This window comes from Paraburkholderia sp. EG304, from assembly GCF_046543485.1.
In the GTDB taxonomy this organism is placed as follows: Bacteria; Pseudomonadota; Gammaproteobacteria; order Burkholderiales; family Burkholderiaceae; genus Paraburkholderia; species Paraburkholderia youngii.
In genome coordinates this window covers 36,742-58,772 of the sequence record NZ_JBKGUA010000043.1, presented here as the reverse complement: position 1 = coordinate 58,772, position 22,031 = coordinate 36,742, and the positions used below count along the sequence as shown (strand labels likewise).

Here is a 22,031-nt window from a genome sequence, read left to right as displayed (position 1 = left end):
GAACACCTCAAGCTGCTCATCAACGTAAAACGGCCCGGTCGACAATGCGACCGGGCCGTCAAGTCCCGTCCTGCTCGCTATACCGTTCGATATCTTCGGAAAGACCTTAACTGAACGGCATTACCGCCTTCGCGGGGTTTTCTGTTCTCAGAACACGAAGCGAACCCGTCAGGCCGCCCGATACTGATTGCGCGACTCCGGCGTGCGATACAGGAACAGCGTCGCGAGCAGACCGCAGATCGCCGCCACGCCTAGAACCAGGCCCGGCGCCGCCTTGTTGTTGGTCACGTGGATCAGCAGCGTGGCGATGGCCGGCGTGAAGCCGCCGATCGTCGTCGCGAGACTGTACGCGAGCGAGAAGCCGGCGGTCCGCACTTCGACCGGCATCACTTCGGTCAGCGCGACGACCATCGCGCCGTTGTAGCTGCCGTACAGGAACGACAGCCACAGCTGCACGACCAACAGACGCGCGAACGACGGTTCGGCGACGAGCCATTGCAGCGCCGGATACGCGGTGAGGATCGTCAGGATCGTGAACGCAAGCAGCACCGGACGGCGGCCGATGCGATCCGACAACGCGCCGGACACCGGCAGCCAGATCAGATTCGAGATACCGACGCAGACGGTGACGACCAGTGCGTCGATCGCCGTCAGCTTCAGCACCTCCTTGCCAAAAGTCGGCGTATAAGCCGTGATCATGTAAAACGACACGGTCGTCATGACGACCATGCCCATGCCGCCCAGCACTACGGAATAGTTCGCGGCCATCGACTTCAGGATCTCGCCCATGCCCGGACGATGCTTGCGCGCCGCGAACTCCTCGGTCTCCTGCAGCGAGCGGCGGATGATGAACAGGAACGGCACGATCAGACAGCCGATCAGGAACGGCACGCGCCAGCCCCACGCGAACATCTGGTCGGCGGGCAGAATCTTGTTGAGCATCACGCCGATCAGCGCGGCGAATACCACCGCGACCTGCTGGCTGCCCGACTGCCACGAGCAATAAAAGCCCTTGTTGCCCTTCGTCGCGATCTCCGACAGATACACCGACACGCCGCCGAGCTCGGCGCCGGCCGAGAAACCTTGCAGCAGTCGCCCGAACAGCACGAGCACGGGCGCCACGAGCCCGATGGTCGCGTAGCCCGGTATCGTCGCGACCGTCAGCGTGCCGAGCGCCATCAGGCTCAGCGTGAGGATCAGGCCTTTGCGACGGCCGTGATGGTCGATGTAGGCGCCGAGCACGATCGCACCGAGTGGACGCATCAGGAAGCCCGCGCCGAACACGGACAGCGACAGCATCAGCGACGCGAAATCGCTGCCGCTCGGGAAGTAGGTCTTGGCGATCGCGGAAGCGTAATAGCCGTAGACCATGAAGTCGTACATCTCAAGAAAGTTGCCGCTGACGACGCGGAACACTGTCTTGACCTTGGATTCTTCGGTTTTAGAAGCGGCGTGGGTCGCGGTAGACATGACGGTCTCGGAGAGGCCCGCCGCCCAGTCGCACGGATCGACGCGGACGGTGACGAGCGGGCAGTTGGAACGATCCACTGCGATTGGCAAGCGGATCCCGCAGGCGGACACGCGGTTATCGATTTGCGAAGCGCGCCCGGGGGCGCCGCATTCTGCTGCCCACGGCGTTCATCCGGGATGAGGGTAAACGCTGAGCTTGATGCGGGGCCGATGCCACGTAATGTTACTGCTGATAAGGTCGACGCGAAACGCATACAGTTTGCTTACGCGCGACTCCGGCGGGCGGCGGTAGACTGTCCGCGCGAGGCCATTCAGTTGACTACTCCGATGCAAACCACCCCTGCTCTTTCCCTGCGCCCCGCCACGCTCGAGGACGCCGCGCTGATCGCGTCGATCCACAGCGCCAGCTGGCAGGCGACCTATCGCGGTCTGTTGCCCGACGCGTTCCTCGATGGCGAAGTCACGCGCGAGCGCGCCGCCTATTGGGAAGCGCGTCTCGGCGCGCCGGGCAGCGAGCGCCGCATCGTGCTGATCGCCGAGTTGGCCGGCGAGCCGATCGGCTTCGTGTGTGTCGAGCGACAGCCCGAGTCCGCATGGGGCGTGCTGCTCGACAACCTGCATGCACTACCCGGTTATCAGGGCATTGGCGTCGGCAAAACGCTGATGCACGCAGCCGTTGACTGGACCCGCGCGCAAGGCGAGGCCCAGCTATATCTGTACGTGCTCGAAGGCAATACGGCGGCGATCGGCTTTTACGAGCGGCACGGCTGGCAGTTGGTCGGCGCAGAGCCCGACCATATGGGCGGCGTCGATATCACCGCGCTGCGCTACGTGTACCGGTTGAAGCCCTGAACATCGAAGTCGAGTGTGCGTGCAGCCTGTGATGTCCCCGTTTTCGGAGTCATCTGAAGGTTGGACAAGGTAGTTTCGAGGCACGATTTTCTGTCGCCGATGGCTTCATCGGTCCCATACAGATTCCGTCACTGCCTCACCGGTCGTCCTTGTCACGAGGCACCGGAAGAAACCGATGCCCAGCACGCCGCTCACCTCGATCGAAGGCGCATTCGCCCTTCCCCCTCTCCGTCCGCTCAATCAACTGTCCGAACCGTTCGGCCGCGATTGGGCATTGCTGCCGGACACACAGTGCTGGCGAGCCGGATTCGATTCGCTATATGCCGCGCTGCTGCGCACCGTCTGCATCAGGGATCAGCCGTTGCTGTCGTATGGGCAGAGGGTGTCGATCGACGGCGCGCTGAGCGGCGTGAAACGTCCGGCCGAGGCGCCTGTCGCGGACGCAACGCAGCATGCCTCGGAAGCGGCGCATACCGCGACGGTGACGCGTCCCGCTATGCAACGGAAGGTGCCTCAGGGTCCAATGCGTATTGCGCTCAAGGCCCGCTCGCCGCGAATCGCGCAGCGGCGCTCAGTGTGGAATCGACGTACGGTCGCGGCGAGTGCCGGGGTAATCGGCTGTGTCGCGGCGCTAGTGTGGTGGATCGTCGATCAGCCTCTGCCGCCGCGGCACATCGCATCTGGCATGCTGAAGTCGGCGCAAGCTTTGATACCGCGTCGTGATGCGCCGGTGATTGCCGAGGCCGTCACAGCGGCGCCTTTGCTTCCACCATTACCTGTCGACGTGGCCGCCGCCCCCGCGCGCATAGCGGCATTGCCTGAGCGCACCACCACGCGACATGTGCGCACGCCGCGTGATGCGATTCACTCGTCACCTGCGCATCGTGCACGTCGTGCGCTTCACGCACAAACGCATCCGCTTTCGGTAAATCGCCATGCCGCGAATGAGTCATCGCATGAAGCGCGCGTTCGAACCCGGTTCGGCGAGGACGAATACGCTGATGTGACGACCTTGGCGATGATGTCTTCACGCGACGCCGCGACGCTGCCGCGCTCCACCGTGTCGAACAATCGGTTGGCGGACAGCACCGAGTGGATGAATCACATATCGCAGAGACGCGTCACCGAAATCCCGGAACAATTCGCGCAATGATCGCCGCCTGCCACATAGCGTGGCAGTGCGTCAGATGGATGGGATGGCCCCGTCGGGCCAACGCGAACCCGCCCTGCTTAAAACCGCGTCTCCCGCGCGACCCGCAGGAACGTATCGAGCAGCGGCGTGCAATCGAGCAGCTCCGGCCCGCCCGCGCGATGAAACTCCGGATGCCACTGCACGCCCATCACGAACGGCGCGCGCCGATAGCGCACGGCCTCGATGATGCCGTCCGACGCCGACACCGCCTCGATATTCAGATCGCGGCCCAGCGTCTTCACCGCCTGATGGTGGATCGAGTTGACGATCGCGTCGCGGCGGCCGGGGAACATGTTCAGCAGCGTCGAGCCATCGGGAAAATGCACGCCGTGCCGGTGCTGATCGTAGTTCTCGTTGACGTGGGCGTTCGCGGTAGGCACATCGGTCGCGATGTCCTGATACAGCGTGCCGCCGAACGCGACGTTGATCAGCTGGCAACCGCGGCACACGCCGAGCACCGGCTTGCCCGATTCGACGAACTCGTGCAGCAGTTCGAGCTCGTACATGTCGCGCACGCGGTCACCGGGCCATTCGTGGCTCGTCGCAGTTTCCGCATAGGTCTGCGGCGACACGTCGGCGCCGCCTTGCAGCAGCAGGCCGTCGAGATGCTTCGCGTAGTCGCGCAGACGGATGTTGCTCGGGTGCAGCATGCCCTGATGACCGACGGTCGGGATCATGAACACCAGCACGTCGCGCGACATCACCCAGTGCGCGATCGACTCCTCCAGATACTGCAGCGTCTTGCCGCGCAAGCCCTTCGCGCCCGGTTCCGGGTGGAAGATGCGCGCCGACACGCCGATGCGCAGCGTGCGCTGCGTGATCCGCTGTCCCGCGCGATCGAACAGCTGCCGCGCGCGCGCCGCGATGATACGGCCGAACACACTCCACGCCGAATCGCTCTGCTTCAGATAACGCGGCGGCGACGGCGGAAGCGCATTGGGCGGCGGCGGATTGGTGGCGCTGAAATCGGGTGCCGCGCCGAATCCGGGCGGCGGCGAGCCGGGCGCCCGCGCCGCGGGCGCGGCGGCTTCCTCGGTGGCGATTTCGCCGTCGGTGGCGACGTCCGCGGCGCTGAGGCCGCCACCCACTCGGGGCGCGCCGGCGGCTGGCGTCGGTTTGACGGCTGGCTCGGGTTTCACCGGGGTCGCGCCGCCGGCATGCTTACCGGCGCGCCGCGCTTCGCGCTCGTGCACCGCGGCTTCCTGGCGCGCGGTCGATTCGGCGGCGGCGCTGCGTGCCTCCACCGCGTCGCGCAGCCGCGCCGTGCGCGGATCTTCGCGAGTGACTGACGATGCGCTGATCGGATCGTCGGTCGACGACCGCGCGGTCGCCTCCTCGGCGGCCGGGCTCGTATCTTTGGCGGCCGACTGGGTGGCATCTTCATGCGACGGAGGAAGCGAGGGGGCCGGTGCCGCCGGCGTGCCGCTCGGCGCGGGCGAGCTCGGCTGTGGACTGCCGGTCGTGCCGGCGTTTTCGGGTTTGTCGCTCATGACTGTCGGACGGGCGCCTTCCGCGCGAACGAATGAATATGCCCTGATTATCCGTCAGTGCAGCAGGCCCGGCAAACCCGCAAACAATTACTCACATTGTTGCGAGGCCTTACACAAACCCTCTGAATCAAGGGTCTGGCCGCTCATCGAAAGTCTCCCGCAACGCGATCTGCATCGACGCGTGAATCTTCACGCACCATCGCCACACGAGCGTGAGCAGCAGCGCGGCGCACACGAGCACCGCGACGAGCAGGCCCGTCGGCGGCAGGATGCTGCCAGACAACGCCGCCACCAGCAGAAACACGCCGATCATCGACACGATCGGCACGAGATCGGCGATCGCGTGACGCAGCGCGCTGGTGAAGCGCCCTGCGGTAGTCTGCTGCACGCTGACTTCGGCGAGCAGCAGCGCGAGCGACTTGGTCTTGCGATACACGGCCACGAGGAACGGCAGCGACACCAGCAGCGCGACACTCCACTGCACGACGCGTTGCAAAGGCTCCTCGTCGAGCCAGTGCGCGAGCAGCCGGCCGCTATGCGGCGCGCTATACGACACGACGAGGAAAATCGCCGCGACGAGCGCGAGATTCACCGCGATCTGCAATACGATGCGCCGCGTCATGCTGATCAGCGTCGGCTCGCCGCGCGCCGCGATCAAACTGCGCAGCCATTGCCCGTACATGCCGAACGCGTTGGATAAGGTGGCGGGCATCGCGTTCGCGATGCGACGCGTCAGCGGATCGGCGACGCGGATCAGATAGGGTGTCGTCAGCGTGGTCAACGCCGACACGGCGACCGCGATCGGATACAGAAACCCGCTCGTCACCTTCAACGTCAAACCGAGCGTCGCGATGATGAACGAGAACTCGCCGATCTGCGACACGGTCATGCCGACGCGCATCGACGTGCGCCCGTCCTGCCCCGACAGAAACGCGCCGAGCCCGCACGACACGATCTTGCCGACGATCACCGCGAGCGTGATCACGGCGATCGGCCATCCGTAGTCGAGTATCACGGCCGGGTTCAGCATCAGTCCGATCGTCACGAAGAAGATCGCGGAAAACGCGTCGCGCAGCGGCGCGATCAGATGCTCGATCCGATGCAGATGGCGCGACTCCGCCATGATCGCGCCGATCAGAAACGCGCCGAGCGCGATGCTGTAATCGAGCTTGACGACCAGCAGACAGAAGCCGAAGCAGAAGCCGAGCACGGACACCAGCATCATCTCGCTGCTGCCGGTGCGCGCGACGTAGTTCAGCGCGCGCGGCACGAGCAGCACGCCGACCAGCAGCGACACCGTCATGAACAGCAGCAGCTTGCCGAGCGTGACGGCCGCGAGCCCGGCGGACAACTGCCCGGTCTGCGCGATGCCGGTCAGCAGCACGAGCATCGCGATGCCGAGAATGTCCTCGACGATCAGAATGCCGAACACGAGTTGGGCGAAGCTTTCGCGTTTGAGTCCGAGGTCGGACAGCGCCTTCACGATGATCGTCGTCGACGAAATCGCGAGGATCGCACCGAGGAACAGCGAATCCATCGGGCTCCAGCCGAATGCATTGCCGATCGCGTAGCCGATCCACAGCATCAGCACGATCTCGGACAGCGCGGCGACGATCGCGGTCGCGCCGACCTTGAACAGCTTGCGCAGGCTGAATTCGAGGCCCAGCGAAAACATCAGGAACACGACGCCCAGCTCGCCGAGCGTCTGAATCGTCTGTTCGTCGTGGATCAGCTGGAACGGCGGCGTGTACGGTCCGATGATCACGCCGGCCACGATATAGCCGAGCACCACCGGCTGCTTCAGGCGATGGAACAGCACGGTGACGACGCCCGCCAGCGCCATCACGACGGCCAGATCCTGGATGAAGCCAATGCCATGGTGCATGAGCGCTTTCCTTACAAACGGTAATCTCGGAAGGCGCAGTGTAACAAACGGCCCGGCGATGTTTTTGGCGAATTCGCGCGCCGCGCCGCGCCGGCCCTAGCAGGCCGCTCGGCCGCAAAACCTTGCTCTACAATGCGGACGGACCTTTCCGTTGGCTCGACACCGCCCCGCTCACGCGCCCGAGCCGCGCTCAACCGGATCTCTACCGACATCATGGCCACTGACTTCGCCCCGTTCCCGCCGCTTGCCCAGCTCGCCGCCGATCTCGCCGCCGGCCGCACCACCAGCCGTGCGCTCGTCGAAACCGCGCTCGAGCGAATCGCCGATCCTGCCGGCCAGGGCGCCGCCGTCTTCATGCACGTCGACGCCGATGCCGCGCGCGCCGCCGCCGACGCGCACGACCGCCTGCGCGCGGCCGGCACCGTGCTGTCGCCGCTTGCCGGGATTCCGGTATCGGTCAAGGACCTGTTCGACATCGAAGGCCAGCGGACCCGCGCGGGTTCGGTCGTGCTCGCCGATGCGCCACCCGCGAAAGCCGACGCGGTCGCGGTCGCGCGGCTGAAGCGGGCCGGCGCGGTGATCGTCGGGCGCACCAACATGAGCGAGTTCGCGTTTTCCGGGCTCGGACTGAATCCGCACTACGGCCATCCGTTGTCGCCGTACCGGCGCGGCGTGAAGGGCGACGAGCGGGTTTCGGGCGGCTCGTCGTCGGGCGCGGCGGCGTCGGTCGCCGATGGCATGGCTGCGGTCGCGCTCGGCACCGACACCGGCGGCTCGATCCGCATTCCGGCCGCGCTGTGCGGGCTGACCGGCTTCAAGCCGACCGCCGCGCGCATCCCGAAGCAAGGCGGCGTGCCGCTGTCGTCGACGCTCGATTCGTTCGGGCCGATCGGCGTATCGGTCGCCTGCTGCGCGCTGGTCGACCGGATGCTCGCCGGGCTCGAGCCACGCATCCCGGCCGCGCGGCCGCTCGAAGGCGTGCGCCTCGGCGTGCTGACCAACTTCGTGACCGACGGCGTCGAGCCCGAAGTCGCGCGCGCGATCGACACCGCGCTCAAGCATTTGGAGGCTGCCGGCGCGATCGTCAGCGAGGTACGCTTCGCCCCGCTCGACCGCCTGCCGGAAATCAACCGCTTCGGCTTTTCGCCGATCGAGGCATATGCGTGGCATCGCCCGCTGCTCGACAAGCATCGCGAGCAGTACGACCCGCGCGTGCTCGTGCGCATCATGAAAGGACAGCCGGCCACCGCGGTCGACTATCTGGACCTGCTCGCCGAGCGCGCCGCGATGCTCGACGAAGCCGCGCGCACGCTGTGGCAGCGTTTCGATGCGGTCGTCGCGCCCACGGTGCCGGTCGTGCCGCCGCGCCTCGCCGACCTGCTGCACGACGACGACACGTTCGGCCACACTAACGCGCTGATCCTGCGCAACCCGAGCGCATTCAACTTCCTCGATAGCTGCGCGCTGTCGCTGCCGTGCCATCTGCGCGGCGACGCGCCGGTCGGCCTGATGCTGGCGGGCGCGCCGCACGCCGACGACGCGCTGCTAGCAATCGGCCGCGCGGCCGAGGCGGTGTTGAACGCGATCCGTTAAAGCGCGGCAATCGTCAGGCGATAAGCGGCGCGAAAGGCGTTCGCGCTAGAATCGCCGGCACCCGCTCTATCGTCTCCAGACCAATCGAAGATCCATGACTAACGACTCCGCGATGCTGCGCCGCGAGCGCACCCTGCTGAATCTGCTCGGCCTGATCTGTCTCGCCCTCGTAGGCGGTGCGCTGTACCTGCAGTTCGGCCTGCGCGAAGACCCGTGCCCGCTGTGCATCATCCAGCGCTATTTCTTTCTGCTGATCGCGATCTTCGCGTTCCTCGGCGCGCGCTTCAAGAACTGGCGCGGCGTGCGCCTGCTCGAAGTGATGGCTGCGCTGTCGGCGCTCGCCGGCATCGCCACCGCCGCGCGCCATGTGTATATCCAGGCGAATCCTGGCTTCAGCTGCGGCTTCGACGCGCTGCAGCCGATCGTCGACAGCCTGCCGCCCGCCCACTGGCTGCCGAGCGTGTTCAAGGTGGCGGGCCTGTGCGAAACCGCGTATCCGCCGATTCTCGGGCTCACGCTGCCGATGTGGTCGGGGGTCGCGTTTATCGTCGCGTTCGCCGCGCTGATGCTGAGCCTGGTGCGCAATCGCCATCGGGTGTCCTGACGACCGATCCGCATTGCCAATGACGCCGGACTTCGTGTCGCCGATGCTCGGGCCACCGAAGTCCGGCGTTTTTTTCTGCGTGATGTTCACCGATCGCGCACCATTGTGGTCGCCCGCCGCCCCGCGCGCGCAACTTCTCGCTGCCGCGCGAATCGTACCAGGATCATGATCGCCGCCGCATGAGCTTCATGCGACGCGGGAAATATTTTCGGGCCGGCGTAGTGCTATCTTCGGGTATGGATGGCGATCTACGTGCGCGAGGCCGGCTTTTGCGACCCCATGCGTAACGCGCGCCCGGTCCGCACTGTCTTCCGATTCGCCATGACAACGCAAACCATCCGCTTATATCACCAGGGGTCCGTCCGCGAGGTCGCGGGCGTTCCGGCGACGCGCACCGTGCTGCAGCACCTGCGCGAGGACTTACGCTGCACCGGCACCAAGGAAGGCTGCGCGGAAGGCGACTGCGGCGCGTGCACGGTCGTGATCGGCGAACTCGACGCGCGCGGCGAACTCGCGCTGAAGGCGATCAACGCCTGCATCCAGTTCCTGCCGACGCTCGACGGCCGCGCCCTCTTCACCGTCGAAGACCTGCGCGCCGCGAACGGCGCGCTGCATCCGGTGCAGCAGGCGCTAGTCGACTGTCACGGTTCGCAATGCGGCTTCTGCACGCCCGGCTTCGTGATGTCGATGTGGGCGCTCTACGAAAACCAGCCCGCCAGCGCCGGCCTGCCGACCCGCGACGAAATCGACGCCGCGCTGTCCGGCAATCTGTGCCGCTGCACCGGCTACCGGCCGATCATCGATGCCGCGCAGAAGATGTTCGACTACGCGCAGCATCCGCGCGTCTCGCTCGATCGCGATGCGATCGCCGCCACGCTGCGCACGCTGCAACGCAAAGACACGTTCGAATACAGCGCGCCCGACAGCCGTGGCGCCACATTCGGCTCACCCGCCTTCCACGCCCCGCTCACGCTCGACGCGTTCGCGACGCTGCGCGCGCAGCATCCGGACGCGCGCATCGTCGCGGGCAGCACCGACGTCGGCTTGTGGGTCACCAAGCAGTTTCGCGATCTCGGCGACCTGCTGTACATCGGCAACGTCGCCGAGTTGAAAACGATCGCGCGCGACGCGCAAACGCTGACCATCGGCGCGGCGGTCTCGCTCGAAGACGCGTACGCGGCGCTCACCGCCGACTATCCCGAGCTCGCCGAACTATGGACCCGCTTCGCATCGCTGCCGATCCGCAATGCGGGCACGCTCGGTGGCAACGTCGCGAACGGCTCGCCGATCGGCGATTCGATGCCGGCACTGCTCGCGCTCGGCGCCGAGGTCGAGTTGCGCCGCGATCGCACGACCCGCACGCTGCCGCTCGATGCGTTCTACCTCGGCTATCAGAAGACCGCGCTCGCGGCCGGTGAATTCGTCAGCGCGCTGCGCGTGCCGCGTCCGGCCGGCGCACTGCGGTTTCGCACCTATAAGGTGGCGAAGCGTTACGACCAGGACATCTCGGCGGTGTGCGCGGCGTTTGCGTTGCACGTCGCGCAAGACGGCACGATCCGCGCGGCCCGCGTCGCGTTCGGCGGCATGGCGGCGACACCGAAGCGCGCCGCGCATGCCGAAGCCGTGCTCGACGGCGCGGCGTGGAACGATGAGACGGCCCGCCGCGCGATGGACGCGCTCGCCGCCGATTACCAGCCGCTCACCGACATGCGCGCGTCCAGCGCGTATCGGCTGAAGGTCGCGCGCAATCTGCTGTGGCGCTTCTACCTCGAAACGCGCGACGACGCGCCGCTCGCGCTGTGCGACGTCAACGCGTTCGCGTTCGAGCCCGACGCAACCGTCGCGAAGGAGTCGCCGTGATGAACCGCACCGATGCCTTTATCGAACGCGCGGGTGAGCGTGCCGAGCATCGCGACGACGCGTCGATCGGCGTGCCGCTGCCGCACGAATCCGCCGCGCTGCACGTGAGCGGCGAAGCGACTTACACCGACGATATCGCCGAGCTGCACGGCACGCTGCACGCGGCGCTCGGCCTGTCGCGCCATGCGCATGCGCGGATCGTGTCGATAGATCTCGACGCGGTCAGAAACGCGCCCGGCGTGATCGCGGTGCTGAGCGCCGACGACATCCCCGGCGAAAATAATTGCGGCCCGGTGCTGCACGACGACCCGATCCTCGCCGACGGCGAAGTGCTGTACCTCGGCCAGCCCGTCTTCGCGGTGATCGCCGAAACTCACGAACTCGCCCGCCGCGCGGCCGCGCTCGCGAAAAGCGACGACGTGATCCGCTACGAGCCGCTCGACGCGATCCTCACCGCCGCCGATGCCAAAGCCGCGAAGCAGTTCGTGCTGCCGCCGCTGCATCTGCGGCGCGGCGATCCGGACGCGAAGATCGCCGCCGCGCCGCATCGGCTCGCCGGCACGTTCGAGGTCGGCGGCCAGGAGCAGTTCTATCTCGAAGGCCAGATCGCCTATGCGGTGCCCAAGGAGATGGACGGCTTGCTCGTCTACAGTTCGACGCAGCATCCGAGCGAAATGCAGCAAGTGGTCGCGCATATGCTCGACTGGCCCGCGCATAACGTCGTGTGCGAATGCCGGCGCATGGGCGGCGGTTTCGGCGGCAAGGAATCGCAATCGGCGCTATTCGCGTGCGTGGCCGCGCTCGCGGCGCAACGCTTGCGTCGGCCGGTCAAGCTGCGCGCCGATCGCGACGACGACTTCCTGATCACCGGCAAGCGCCACGACGCGGTCTACGAATACGACGCGGGTTTCGACGATCAAGGCCGCCTGCTTGGCGTACGCGTCGAAATCGCGCTGCGCGCCGGCTATTCGGCGGATCTGTCCGGCGCGGTCGCGACGCGCGCGGTATGCCACTTCGACAACGCGTACTACCTGTCCGACGTCGATATCGTCGCACTGTGCTGCAAGACCAATACGCAGTCGAACACCGCGTTTCGCGGCTTCGGCGGACCACAGGGCGCGCTCGTGATGGAGGTGCTACTCGACGGCATCGCGCGCGAGTTGCGGCTAGATCCGCTCGACGTGCGGCTCGCGAATTACTACGGCGTCGGCGAACGCGATACGACGCCATACGGACAGCGCGTCGAAGACAACATCATCGCGCCGCTGACCGACGCGCTGCTCGATTCGAGCGACTACCGCGCGCGCCGCGCGGCGCTCGCCGAATTCAATGCGAAGAGTCCCGTGCTCAAACGCGGTCTCGCGTTTTCGCCGGTCAAGTTCGGCATCTCGTTCAACGTGCCGTTCCTGAATCAGGCCGGCGCGCTCGTGCACGTGTACAAGGACGGCTCCGTGCTCGTCAATCACGGCGGCACTGAGATGGGTCAGGGGCTCAACACGAAAGTCGCGCAAGTGGTCGCGAATCAGTTCGGCTTGCCGCTATCGCGCGTGCGGGTGACCGCGACCGATACGTCGAAAATCGCCAACACCTCCGCGACCGCGGCTTCCACCGGCAGCGATCTGAACGGCATGGCCGCCGAAGCGGCGGCGCAGACGATCCGCGCCCGCCTCGCCGAAGTCGCGGCGCGCCAGCTCGGCGGCGACGCAAACGACGTGCAGTTCGCGCGCGGCAGCGTATCGGTGAACGGCGGTGCACTGCCGTTCGAACAGCTCGTCAACGCCGCGTATCTCGCGCGCGTGCAGTTGTGGTCGGACGGCTTCTATGCGACCCCGAAAGTGCATTGGGATGCGAAGACGCTGACCGGTCATCCGTTCTATTACTTTGCGTATGGCGCGGCGGTATCGGAGGTCGTCGTCGATACGCTGACCGGCGAATGGAAGCTCGTGCGCGCCGACGTGTTGCACGACGCGGGCCAATCGATCAATCCGGCGATCGATCTCGGCCAGATCGAAGGCGGCTTCATTCAGGGCATGGGCTGGCTCACCACCGAAGAGCTGTGGTGGAACCGCGACGGCCGCCTGATGACGCACGCGCCGTCGACGTACAAGATTCCCGCGGTCAGCGATACGCCCGCCGCATTCCACGTGCGGCTCTACGACAACAGCAATGCCGAGCCGACCGTATTCCGCTCGAAGGCCGTCGGCGAGCCGCCGTTGCTGCTGCCGTTCTCGGTGTTTCTTGCGATTCGCGACGCGATCGCAGCCGCGGTGCCGGGCGCACGACATGCTCCGCCATTGCGTGCGCCGGCGACGCCCGAGGCGATACTCGACGCGCTGGATGCGTTGAGTGCGTCGAACGCTTCGCAGCACGCAGATCCGACCGCAGCCGCCGCGCATCCCGACGGCGCCGACACCCCCACGCCACCCGCCGCGCCGACACCCGACGCGGCCCCGCAAGGAGAATCGCCGGATGCAAGCCTGGCTCACTGACCTGCAACATCTGCTCGCACATGGCGACGCCGCCGTGCTGGTGACGGTCGCGCGCGTCGAAGGTTCGGCGCCGCGCGAAGCCGGCACGAAGATGATCGTCACGCGCGACGCGGCCAAGCATACGATCGGCGGCGGCCACCTCGAATGGAAGGCGATCGAGACCGCGCGCCAGGTGCTGCGCGACGGCATGCGCGCACCGCACATGCGGCGGCTCGAACGCTTCGCGCTGGGGCCGAGCCTCGGGCAGTGCTGCGGCGGCGCGGTGATCCTCGCATTCGAGCGGCTCGACGTCGGCGATCTCGGCTGGCTCGCGTCGCTCGCCAAGCGGCTCGCGGCGGGGCAATCGACGGTGCGTAGCGTATCATTCGGCCCCGCGCCGGATGCGGTGATGCTGTCCGAGCCCGAGCCCGGCATCGACTCCGCCGACTGCCTGCTGTGGGACGGCGCCGGTTTCGACGACAGCAGCGCGCTCTTGACCGAAACCATCGCGCCGGGCGAATTCGCCGTCGTGCTGTTCGGCGCCGGCCACGTCGGCGCGGCGCTCGTGCGCGTGCTCGCGACGCTGCCCTGCACGGTGCGCTGGGTCGACGAGCGCGACGCGCAGTTTCCGCCGCTCGATACGCTGCACGCGCCGAACGTGACGATCGACGCGAACGACGCCCCCGACGAAGCGATCGATCAGGCCGCGCCGAACACGTACTTCATCGTGATGACGCACAACCACGCGCGCGATCTCGACCTCGCCCAGCGCATCCTGCGGCGCGGCGACTTCGCGTTCTTCGGCATGATCGGCTCACACACCAAGCGCAAGCAGTTCGAGCACCGGCTAGCGGCGCACGGCATCGATCCGGCGCGGATCGCGCGGATGAAGTGTCCGCTCGGCGTCGACGGCATCGTCGACAAGTCGCCCGAGGTCATCGCGATCTCGGCGGCCGCGCAGGTGCTGCAGGCGGTCGAGGCGAACGCGGGCGCGCGCCATGCGACGCAGGCGGTCTGATCCGCGAGCCGCGCCGCTCACTTCCCCATACACAATTCCAAATCACCATGAATACGACAACCGCTACCCCCGCTTCCGTCGTTACGCTCGCCGACAAAGCCGCGCGCGCACCGAAGGCCGAGCTGCATATCCACATCGAAGGCTCGCTCGAACCCGAGCTGATTTTCGCGCTCGCGCAGCGCAACGGCGTGAAGCTCGCGTACGACTCGGTGGAAGCCTTGCGCGCCGCCTATGCGTTCACCGATCTGCAATCGTTCCTCGACATCTACTACGCGGGCGCGAGCGTGCTGCTGCACGAGCAGGACTTCTACGACATGACGATGGCCTACGTCGAGCGCTGCGTCGCCGACAACGTCGTGCATAGCGAAATCTTCTTCGACCCGCAGACGCACACCGAGCGCGGCGTGCGGATCGCAACGGTGGTGGCCGGCATCGAACGCGCGCTCGCCGACGCGGAGAAGCGCGGCATCACGAGCAAGCTGATCCTGTGTTTCCTGCGCCATCTGTCCGAGGACGATGCGCTCGCCACCTTCGACGAAGCGCTGCCCCTCTTCGAACAGTACAAGCATCGGCTGATCGGCGTGGGCCTCGATTCGTCGGAGCGCGGTCATCCGCCGTCGAAGTTCGAGCGCGTGTTCGCGAAGGCGCGCGCGCTCGGTCTGAAGCTCGTCGCGCATGCGGGCGAGGAAGGCCCGCCGTCCTACATCTACGAAGCGCTCGACGTGCTGAAGGTCGATCGCGTCGATCACGGCGTGCGCAGCATCGAGGACCCGGCGCTCGTCACGCGCCTCGCCGATACGCGCGTCGCGCTCACCGTTTGCCCGCTGTCGAACCTGAAGCTGTGCGTGTTCGACGACCTGACCAAACACACGCTGAAGGATCTGCTCGATCGCGGCGTCGCGGTGACCGTCAATTCCGACGATCCGGCCTATTTCGGCGGCTACGTGAACGCGAACTATCTGGCGACGATCGACGCGTTGAAGCTCGACGACGCCGAGGTCTACACGATCATCCGCAACGGCTTCGAGGCGTCGTTCGTGACGCCCGAGGAACGCGCGATGCTGATCGCTAAGCTAGACGCGCACTGGCGGCAGTAAGCCGCGCGTCAATGGATTTCAACTGACCGGCCTCGACTGACGTCGGCGGCCAGCGGATTCGCTTCGTTCGGGGATCGGTAAGACCCCGAACGGGGCAACCGCTGCCTGCGCCGCCCAGCTTTCAACATTCGGAGACAGCTTTTCCATGACTGAATCGGCTCATACCACGCAAGCGGCACAAACTGCATTCCGTGCGCCGCTGTTGACCTTCAACGGCGATCCGGCGCACGCGCCGAACGCCGCTGTCTTTCACGAGGACGGTCTGTTGATCGTCGAAGACGGCCGCGTCGTCGCAGCGGACGCGTACGCGGCGCTCGCGTCGCGGCTCGCGCCCGGCACGCAGATCGTTGAGCGGCGCGACAAGCTGATCGTGCCGGGCTTCATCGATACGCACATCCACTATCCGCAGACCGACATGATCGCGTCGCCGGCGCCGGGTCTGCTGCCGTGGCTCGATACGTACACGTTCCCGACCGAGCGCCGCTTCGCCGACATCGACCACGCGCGCGACACCGCGAGCTTTTTCGTCGACGAACTGCTCGCCTGCGGCACGACGACCGCGCTCGTGTACTGCACGGTGCACAAGGAATCCGCCGATGCCCTGTTCGCCGAGAGCGAAGCGCGCAATCTGCGCATGGTCGCGGGCAAGGTGCTGATGGACCGCCACTGCCCGGAGTTCCTGCGCGACACCGCGCAATCGGGCTACGACGACAGCGCCGAGCTGATCGGCCGCTGGCACAACCGCGGCCGTCAGATGTACGCGCTGACGCCGCGCTTCGCGCCGACCTCGACCGAAGCGCAGCTCGAAGCCTGCGGCGCGCTCGCGCGACTGCATCCGGACGTATTCATCCAGAGCCACGTCGCGGAAAACACCGACGAAGTGAAATGGGTCGCCGAGCTGTTCCCCGGCCACCGCAGCTATCTCGACATTTACGATCACTACGGGCTGTTGCGCCGTCGCGCGGTGTACGGCCATTGCATCTACCTCGACGACGAAGACCGCAAACGCATGGCGCAAACTGGCGCGCTCGCGTCGCACTGCCCGACGTCGAACCTGTTCCTCGGCAGCGGGCTGTTCGACTTCGAGAAGGCCGACTCGGCCGGCATGCCGATCGCGCTCGCGACCGACGTCGGCGGCGGTACGTCGTTCTCGATGCTGCAGACGATGAACGAAGCGCATAAGGTTGCGCGCCTCGGCGGCCATCATCTGACCGCGACGCGGATGTTCTATCTGGCGACCGCCGGCGCGGCAGATGCGCTCGATCTCGGCGACAAGGTTGGCACGCTGCGGGACGGCTCAGAAGCGGACTTCGTCGTGCTCGACCCGCAAGCGACGCCGCTGCTCGCGCGCCGCACCGCGCGGCGCGAATCGCTCGATGAGTTGTTGTTCGCGTTCGCGCTGCTCGGCGACGATCGCGCGGTGTACGAAACGTATGCGGCCGGCAAGCGCGTGCATCGCCGCGACGACGCGCGCCAGCACGTACCGGGGCGCGCGAAGATCGCGGCTTGAGCATTTGACGTAGGCGGCTCGGATCGCTGCGCGCCTCAGCCCGCCTTGCACACCTCGTGCAACGCGTTGAGCCGCCGCACCGGGTCGGCGACATACGGATTCGACTCGTCCCACGCATAACCGGCGAGCACCGCGCAGATCATCCGACGGATCGGCGTCACCTGCTCCGGGTAGTAGATGATGTCCTGCAGCTCGGCCGTGTACCAGCGCTCGACGAATGCGCGGAAGGTGTCGATGCCCTTGCGCAACGGCACGTCGTAAGCGGCTGACCAGTCCACCGTCTCGCCGTCGAGCTGCCGGTTCAGCGCGCGCGCCGCCAGATGCGCGGAGCGCAGCGCGATCGTCACCCCCGACGAAAACACTGGATCGAGAAACTCGCCCGCATTGCCGAGCAGCGCATAGCCCGGCCCGTGCAGACTCGCGACGTTCGCCGCGTAGCCGCCGATTCTCCGCACCGGCATCAGGAACGGCGCCTGCCCGATCAGCCGGTTCAGCGTCGGCTCCTGCTGGATCAGCGCGCGCAGCGCCACCTCGCGCTCTCCTTCCGGCACGTCGAGAAAACTCGCCTCGGCCACACACCCCACCGACGAACGGCCGCCCGCGAGCGGAATCATCCAGAACCACACGTCGCGACGCTCGGGATGCGTCGCGATGCAGATCTTGTTGCGATCGATGTCGTCGAGCGCGAGGCCGTCGCGCACGTGTGTGAACAATGCCGCGCGCGTCGGCATGCGCGTCGGGGTCTCCAGGTTCAGCAGGCGCGGCAGCACGCGCCCGAAGCCGCTCGCATCGAGCACGAAACGCGCTTCGATCTGATACGTGTGCCCCGCTTCATCGACGACGTCGAGCAGAGGCGCCGCGCCAGTCTGCACTGCGCTCACCGTGTGGCCGAAGCGCACGTCGGCGCCCTGCGCGGCCGCGCAGCGAATCAGCACGTCGTCGAACAGCGCGCGTTCGACCTGGTACGTGGTGCCCCAGCCAGGCGAATGCTTGTCGCGGAAGTCGAACGACGAGGTCTGATCGCGATATACAAAGTGCGCGCCGTTCTTGTACTGGAAACCCGCCTCGACGACGGCCTGCAGCATGCCGGCCTCTTCGAGGTACGCCATGCTTTGCGGCAACAGGCTCTCGCCGATCGAGAAGCGCGGAAAATGCTGCCGCTCCAGTACCAGCACCGAGCGGCCCGTCTTGCGCAATAGCGCCGCAGCTACCGCGCCGGCCGGACCCGCGCCGATGATCGCAACGTCGACCACGGTCGGCTTTGAAGAATCGCTGTTCAAATCACTCCTCCAACGGTTTGCATGGGCGGCCGCGCCGTATGCGCGCCGCGCCATGCTTCGAACATCAGGCTCGCGCAACTGCCGCCGAACCCGAATGAAACCGACATCGCCGTGTCGATGCGCGCGTCGCGCGTGACGCGCACGAGCGGCATGTCGCGCACTTGCGGCTCGGGCGTATCGACCAGCGCGGTGCCGGTGATAAAGCCGTCGCGCATCATCAGCAGCGTATAGATCGCTTCGTGCGCGCCGCACGCGCCGATCGAATGTCCTGTCATGCCCTTGGTCGACGAAAACGCGGGCACCCCTTGCGCCGATGCATCGAACACGTCGCGCAACGCATGCAGTTCTTCGAGATCGCCAAGCGGCGTCGACGGCGCATGCGTGTTCACGTAGTCGGGACGCCGCCCCGCCTGCGCGAGCGCGCCGCGCATCGCACGCGCGATGCCGGCCGCACGCGGCGCGACCATGCCCGCGCGATCGGTGCAATCGCCGAAGCCCGTCAGCTCCGCGTAGATACGCGCGCCGCGTGCGAGCGCATGATCGAGCGCTTCGAGCACCAGCACGCCGCCGCCCGATGCGATCACGAAGCCGTCGCGCTGCGTGTCGTACGGACGCGATGCGCTCAGCGGCGTGTCGTTGAAGCGGCGCGACAACGCGCCCATCGCGTCGAACATCAGCGTCGTGTTGTCGTGCAGCGCTTCGCTGCCGCCTGCGAGCACGATCTGCTGGCGGCCGGTCTGGATCAGTTGCATCGCCTGACCGATCGCGAGCGCCGACGTCGTGCAGGCCGACGACGGCGAATAGCTGACGCCTTCGAGCCCGAACATCTGCGCGACGTTCGCCGACGCGGTGCTGCTCATTGCGTGCGGCACCGTGTACGGCGGCACCTTGTCGACGCCGCGCGTTTGCGCGATCGCGAGTGCCGCGTCGTAGCTCGCGAGCGTGCCGACGCCCGAGCCGATCACGACGCCAGCACGCGGCGACTGCAACGAAGCGAGGTCGAGCCCCGCATCGTCGATCGCGCGCCGCGCCGCGTGGCACGCGAAACGCGCGGTGTCGCCCATGAAGCGATCGAGCTTGCGCTCGAACGGCGTCTCCTGCGCGACCGACGCGACGCCGGCAACCTGCGATGCAAATCCGCGCTCGCGCCACGCGTCGATACGCTCGATGCGCGAGCGACCCGCGCGCAACGCCGCGCAGACCTCGTCGAGCGTATTGCCGAGACACGACACGATGCCCATGCCGGTCACGACCACGCGTTGCAAGCCGCCGCTCATCGAGCGCGCCGGAAAATCAGCGACGTGTTGATGCCGCCGAACGCGAAGTTGTTGCTCATCACATACTCGGCGTCGATCTCGCGCGCGCCGCCGACGATGTAATCGAGCGGCACGCAAGCCGGATCGACGTGGTCGAGATTTAGCGTCGGCACGTACCAGTTGCGCTTCATCATCTCGATCGTCCACCACGCCTCGATCGCGCCGCACGCGCCGAGCGTATGGCCCACATAGCTTTTCAGCGAGCTAATCGGCATGCGCGCGCCGAAGGTCTGCGCGGTCGCGTGGCTTTCGGCGATGTCGCCGCGATCGGTCGACGTACCGTGCGCGTTCACATAGGCAATCGCTTCGGGCGGCAATTGCGCGTCGCGCAGCGCGAGCCGCATCGCGAGCGCCATCGTGTCGGCGGTCGGTTGCGTCATGTGCGCGCCGTCCGAGTTGCAGCCGAAGCCGACAACCTCGGCATGAATCCGCGCGCCGCGCGCCACTGCGTGCTCGTACTCTTCCAGCACCAGCGTCGCCGCGCCCTCGCCGACGACGAGACCATCGCGCGCGGCATCGAACGGACGCGGCGTCAGATGCGGCTCGTCGTTGCGCGTGCTGGTCGCGTACAGCGTGTCGAACACGGCGACTGCCGGACCTGACAACTCTTCCGCGCCGCCCGCGAGCATCAGCGTCTGCTTGCCGGACTGGATCGCCTCGTACGCATAGCCGATCGCCTGGCTGCCCGACGCGCACGCGCACGAAGTCGGGATGATGCGGCCTTTGAGGTCCCAGAACAGGCTCACGTTGACGGCCGTCGTGTGCGGCATCATCTGCACGTAGCTGTTCGACGTGACGTTGTTCATCGAGCCGGTTTCGAGCATCGTGCCGAACGCGCGGATCGGCTGCACCGAGCCCGACGACGAACCGTACGCGACGCCCATGCGGCCGTCGGCGATAGTCGTGTCATCGGCGAGGCCTGCATCGGCGAGCGCGAGTTCGCTCGCGCGCACCGAGTACAGCGACACCGGGCCCATCGAGCGCACCTTCTTGCGCGGGTAATGCGCGGGGGTCGTGAACCCGGGCAGCGGACACGCGAGGCGCGTATGCAGCGACTCGAAGTAGTCCCACTCGGGCATGCGGCGCACCGCGTTCTCGCCGCGCTTCAGGCGCGCTTCGACCGCGTCCCAGTTATCGCCGAACGCGGTCACGCCACCCATGCCGGTGACGACGACGCGCTTCATCAGACCATCCCGCCGTTCACGCCGATCACCTGGCGCGTCACGTACGACGCGCCATCCGACATCAGAAAGCTCACCACCGACGCGACCTCCGCCGGCTGGCCGACGCGGTTCATTGGCACGGTCTTCAGCGCGTGGTCGACCGTGCCCTGTTCGAGCATGCCGGTTTCGATCAGCCCCGGCGCGACGCAATTGACGGTGATATTGCGCGACGCGAGTTCGACCGCGAGCGCCTTGGTCGCGCCGATCAGCCCCGCCTTCGCCGCGCTGTAGTTGACCTGGCCGCGATTGCCCATCACGCCCGACACCGACGCGATCGTGACGATGCGGCCGCCTTGGCGCGCGCGCACCATCGGCATCGTCAGCGGATGCACGACGTTGTAGAACGCATCGAGGCCGGTTTCGATCACGACGTCCCAGTCTTCCTCGGTGAGCGCCGGAAACGCCGCGTCGCGCGTGACCCCCGCGCTGCACACGATGCCGTAGTACGGACCGTGAGCGGCGACGTCGGCTTCGAGCGCCTCGCGGCACGCGGCGCGCTCGCGCACGTCGAATTGCAGCACGCGCGCCGCGCCGCCCTGCGCGGCGATGCCCGTCGCGACCGCGTCGGCTTCGCTGCGTCCGGTGCGGCAATGCACGGTCACGGCGAAACCGTCGGCGGCCAACTTGTACGCAATCGCCCGGCCGATGCCGCGGCTTGCGCCGGTAATGAGAACTCGCCGGCTCATGTACTGATACTCCCTTCGATGAATGACTGGAAATCGGGCGGTTGATACACCTTGATCGCGGCTTCGGCGCAGCGCGCGTCGCCGTCGTCGATCGTGCATTCGTAGGCGCTGTGACCTGCGTCGCTGCGCAGCAGTTCGCTCACGTGAACGTGCAAGCGCGCGCCGCTTCGGAACGCCGGCTGCAACGCCTGATAGCTGCGCGAACCGAGCAGCACACCGTGACGCGCATGGCCGCCGCCGCGCATCGCGACGAGCGCGATGTGCGCGGCGATCGCCTGCGCCATCAGCTCGATGCCGATCCACGCGGGCATCCCGCCGGCGGCGTCGGCATACCATGCGTGCGGATCGACGCGGGCGAACGCGCTCAACGTGGTGTCGGCGAACGTGTCGATCGCATCGAGCAGCAGCATGCTGCCGCGATGCGGGATGATCGCTTCGATCGGCTGACGCACGAGTTGCTCGACGGTGAGTGGCGGAGTGGTCATGC

Annotated in this window: 17 protein-coding genes; 9 read left to right on the top strand and 8 right to left on the bottom strand. The window is 66.8% G+C overall.

Annotated elements, in window-relative coordinates; translation table 11 throughout:
- Nucleotides 1-168: 168 nt before the first annotated feature.
- On the bottom strand, nucleotides 169-1,470 hold the full coding sequence (locus ACLFKU_RS33215; RefSeq protein ID WP_368586794.1) for an MFS transporter: 1,302 nt from the start codon (nucleotides 1,468-1,470) through the stop codon (nucleotides 169-171).
- 327 nt (nucleotides 1,471-1,797) lie between these two features.
- Between ACLFKU_RS33215 and ACLFKU_RS33210 the strand changes: the two genes are divergently transcribed.
- Together ACLFKU_RS33210 and ACLFKU_RS33205 are read left to right on the top strand one after the other, a co-directional pair.
- A complete protein-coding gene (locus ACLFKU_RS33210; protein ID WP_368586795.1) occupies nucleotides 1,798-2,322 on the top strand; it encodes a GNAT family N-acetyltransferase in 525 nt (174 codons plus the stop codon).
- A gap of 685 nt (nucleotides 2,323-3,007) precedes the next feature.
- Nucleotides 3,008-3,475, top strand: a complete 468-nt coding sequence (locus tag ACLFKU_RS33205; protein ID WP_410851933.1) for a hypothetical protein — start codon at nucleotides 3,008-3,010, stop codon at nucleotides 3,473-3,475.
- A gap of 77 nt (nucleotides 3,476-3,552) precedes the next feature.
- Here the strand turns inward: ACLFKU_RS33205 and ACLFKU_RS33200 are convergent, their stop codons facing one another.
- Together ACLFKU_RS33200 and ACLFKU_RS33195 are read right to left on the bottom strand one after the other, a co-directional pair.
- Complete coding sequence (locus ACLFKU_RS33200) at nucleotides 3,553-5,004, bottom strand: gamma-glutamyl-gamma-aminobutyrate hydrolase family protein (protein ID WP_368586797.1); 1,452 nt, start codon at nucleotides 5,002-5,004, stop codon at nucleotides 3,553-3,555.
- Nucleotides 5,005-5,131: 127 nt separating this feature from the next.
- Complete coding sequence (locus ACLFKU_RS33195; RefSeq protein ID WP_368586798.1) at nucleotides 5,132-6,889, bottom strand: cation:proton antiporter; 1,758 nt, start codon at nucleotides 6,887-6,889, stop codon at nucleotides 5,132-5,134.
- 213 nt (nucleotides 6,890-7,102) lie between these two features.
- Here ACLFKU_RS33195 and ACLFKU_RS33190 point away from each other — a divergent pair, with 213 nt between their 5' ends.
- From ACLFKU_RS33190 to guaD, 7 genes are all read left to right on the top strand, one after another.
- The gene (locus tag ACLFKU_RS33190) at nucleotides 7,103-8,482 is read left to right on the top strand and encodes an amidase (RefSeq protein WP_410851932.1); all 1,380 of its coding nucleotides are present in this window, start codon (nucleotides 7,103-7,105) and stop codon (nucleotides 8,480-8,482) included.
- Between the two features lie 94 nt (nucleotides 8,483-8,576).
- Nucleotides 8,577-9,086 carry a disulfide bond formation protein B gene (locus ACLFKU_RS33185; protein WP_368586800.1) on the top strand — a complete coding sequence of 170 codons (510 nt, stop codon included), beginning with the start codon at nucleotides 8,577-8,579 and terminating at the stop codon, nucleotides 9,084-9,086.
- A gap of 321 nt (nucleotides 9,087-9,407) precedes the next feature.
- On the top strand, nucleotides 9,408-10,946 hold the full coding sequence (xdhA, locus tag ACLFKU_RS33180) for a xanthine dehydrogenase small subunit (RefSeq protein WP_410851931.1): 1,539 nt from the start codon (nucleotides 9,408-9,410) through the stop codon (nucleotides 10,944-10,946).
- On the top strand, nucleotides 10,946-13,435 hold the full coding sequence (gene xdhB / locus ACLFKU_RS33175; RefSeq protein WP_410851930.1) for a xanthine dehydrogenase molybdopterin binding subunit: 2,490 nt from the start codon (nucleotides 10,946-10,948) through the stop codon (nucleotides 13,433-13,435). The genes xdhA and xdhB overlap by 1 nt, the downstream gene beginning before the upstream one ends.
- Nucleotides 13,416-14,432, top strand: coding sequence for a xanthine dehydrogenase accessory protein XdhC (xdhC, locus tag ACLFKU_RS33170; protein WP_368584888.1), 1,017 nt, complete (start codon nucleotides 13,416-13,418; stop codon nucleotides 14,430-14,432). The genes xdhB and xdhC overlap by 20 nt, the downstream gene beginning before the upstream one ends.
- 47 nt (nucleotides 14,433-14,479) lie before the next feature.
- Complete coding sequence (locus ACLFKU_RS33165) at nucleotides 14,480-15,529, top strand: adenosine deaminase (RefSeq protein WP_410851929.1); 1,050 nt, start codon at nucleotides 14,480-14,482, stop codon at nucleotides 15,527-15,529.
- 145 nt (nucleotides 15,530-15,674) lie between these two features.
- Nucleotides 15,675-17,039, top strand: a complete 1,365-nt coding sequence (gene guaD, locus ACLFKU_RS33160) for a guanine deaminase (protein ID WP_410851928.1) — start codon at nucleotides 15,675-15,677, stop codon at nucleotides 17,037-17,039.
- A 35-nt stretch (nucleotides 17,040-17,074) separates the two neighbouring features.
- Here the strand turns inward: guaD and ACLFKU_RS33155 are convergent, their stop codons facing one another.
- Genes ACLFKU_RS33155 through ACLFKU_RS33135 form a run of 5 tightly spaced genes read right to left on the bottom strand, consistent with a single transcriptional unit; the run spans nucleotide 17,075 to nucleotide 22,029 of the window.
- Complete coding sequence (locus ACLFKU_RS33155) at nucleotides 17,075-18,319, bottom strand: NAD(P)/FAD-dependent oxidoreductase (RefSeq protein WP_410851927.1); 1,245 nt, start codon at nucleotides 18,317-18,319, stop codon at nucleotides 17,075-17,077.
- Nucleotides 18,316-19,596 (bottom strand): beta-ketoacyl-[acyl-carrier-protein] synthase family protein, encoded by a 1,281-nt coding sequence (locus tag ACLFKU_RS33150; RefSeq protein WP_410851926.1) that lies wholly within the window; start codon nucleotides 19,594-19,596, stop codon nucleotides 18,316-18,318. Before ACLFKU_RS33150 ends, ACLFKU_RS33155 begins: the two co-directional genes overlap by 4 nt.
- On the bottom strand, nucleotides 19,593-20,819 hold the full coding sequence (locus tag ACLFKU_RS33145; RefSeq protein ID WP_410851925.1) for a beta-ketoacyl-ACP synthase: 1,227 nt from the start codon (nucleotides 20,817-20,819) through the stop codon (nucleotides 19,593-19,595). Before ACLFKU_RS33145 ends, ACLFKU_RS33150 begins: the two co-directional genes overlap by 4 nt.
- Nucleotides 20,819-21,544 carry a 3-ketoacyl-ACP reductase FabG2 gene (locus ACLFKU_RS33140; protein ID WP_410851924.1) on the bottom strand — a complete coding sequence of 242 codons (726 nt, stop codon included), beginning with the start codon at nucleotides 21,542-21,544 and terminating at the stop codon, nucleotides 20,819-20,821. Before ACLFKU_RS33140 ends, ACLFKU_RS33145 begins: the two co-directional genes overlap by 1 nt.
- On the bottom strand, nucleotides 21,541-22,029 hold the full coding sequence (locus ACLFKU_RS33135) for a hotdog family protein (protein WP_410851923.1): 489 nt from the start codon (nucleotides 22,027-22,029) through the stop codon (nucleotides 21,541-21,543). The genes ACLFKU_RS33140 and ACLFKU_RS33135 overlap by 4 nt, the downstream gene beginning before the upstream one ends.
- Between the last annotated feature and the right edge of the window lie 2 nt (nucleotides 22,030-22,031).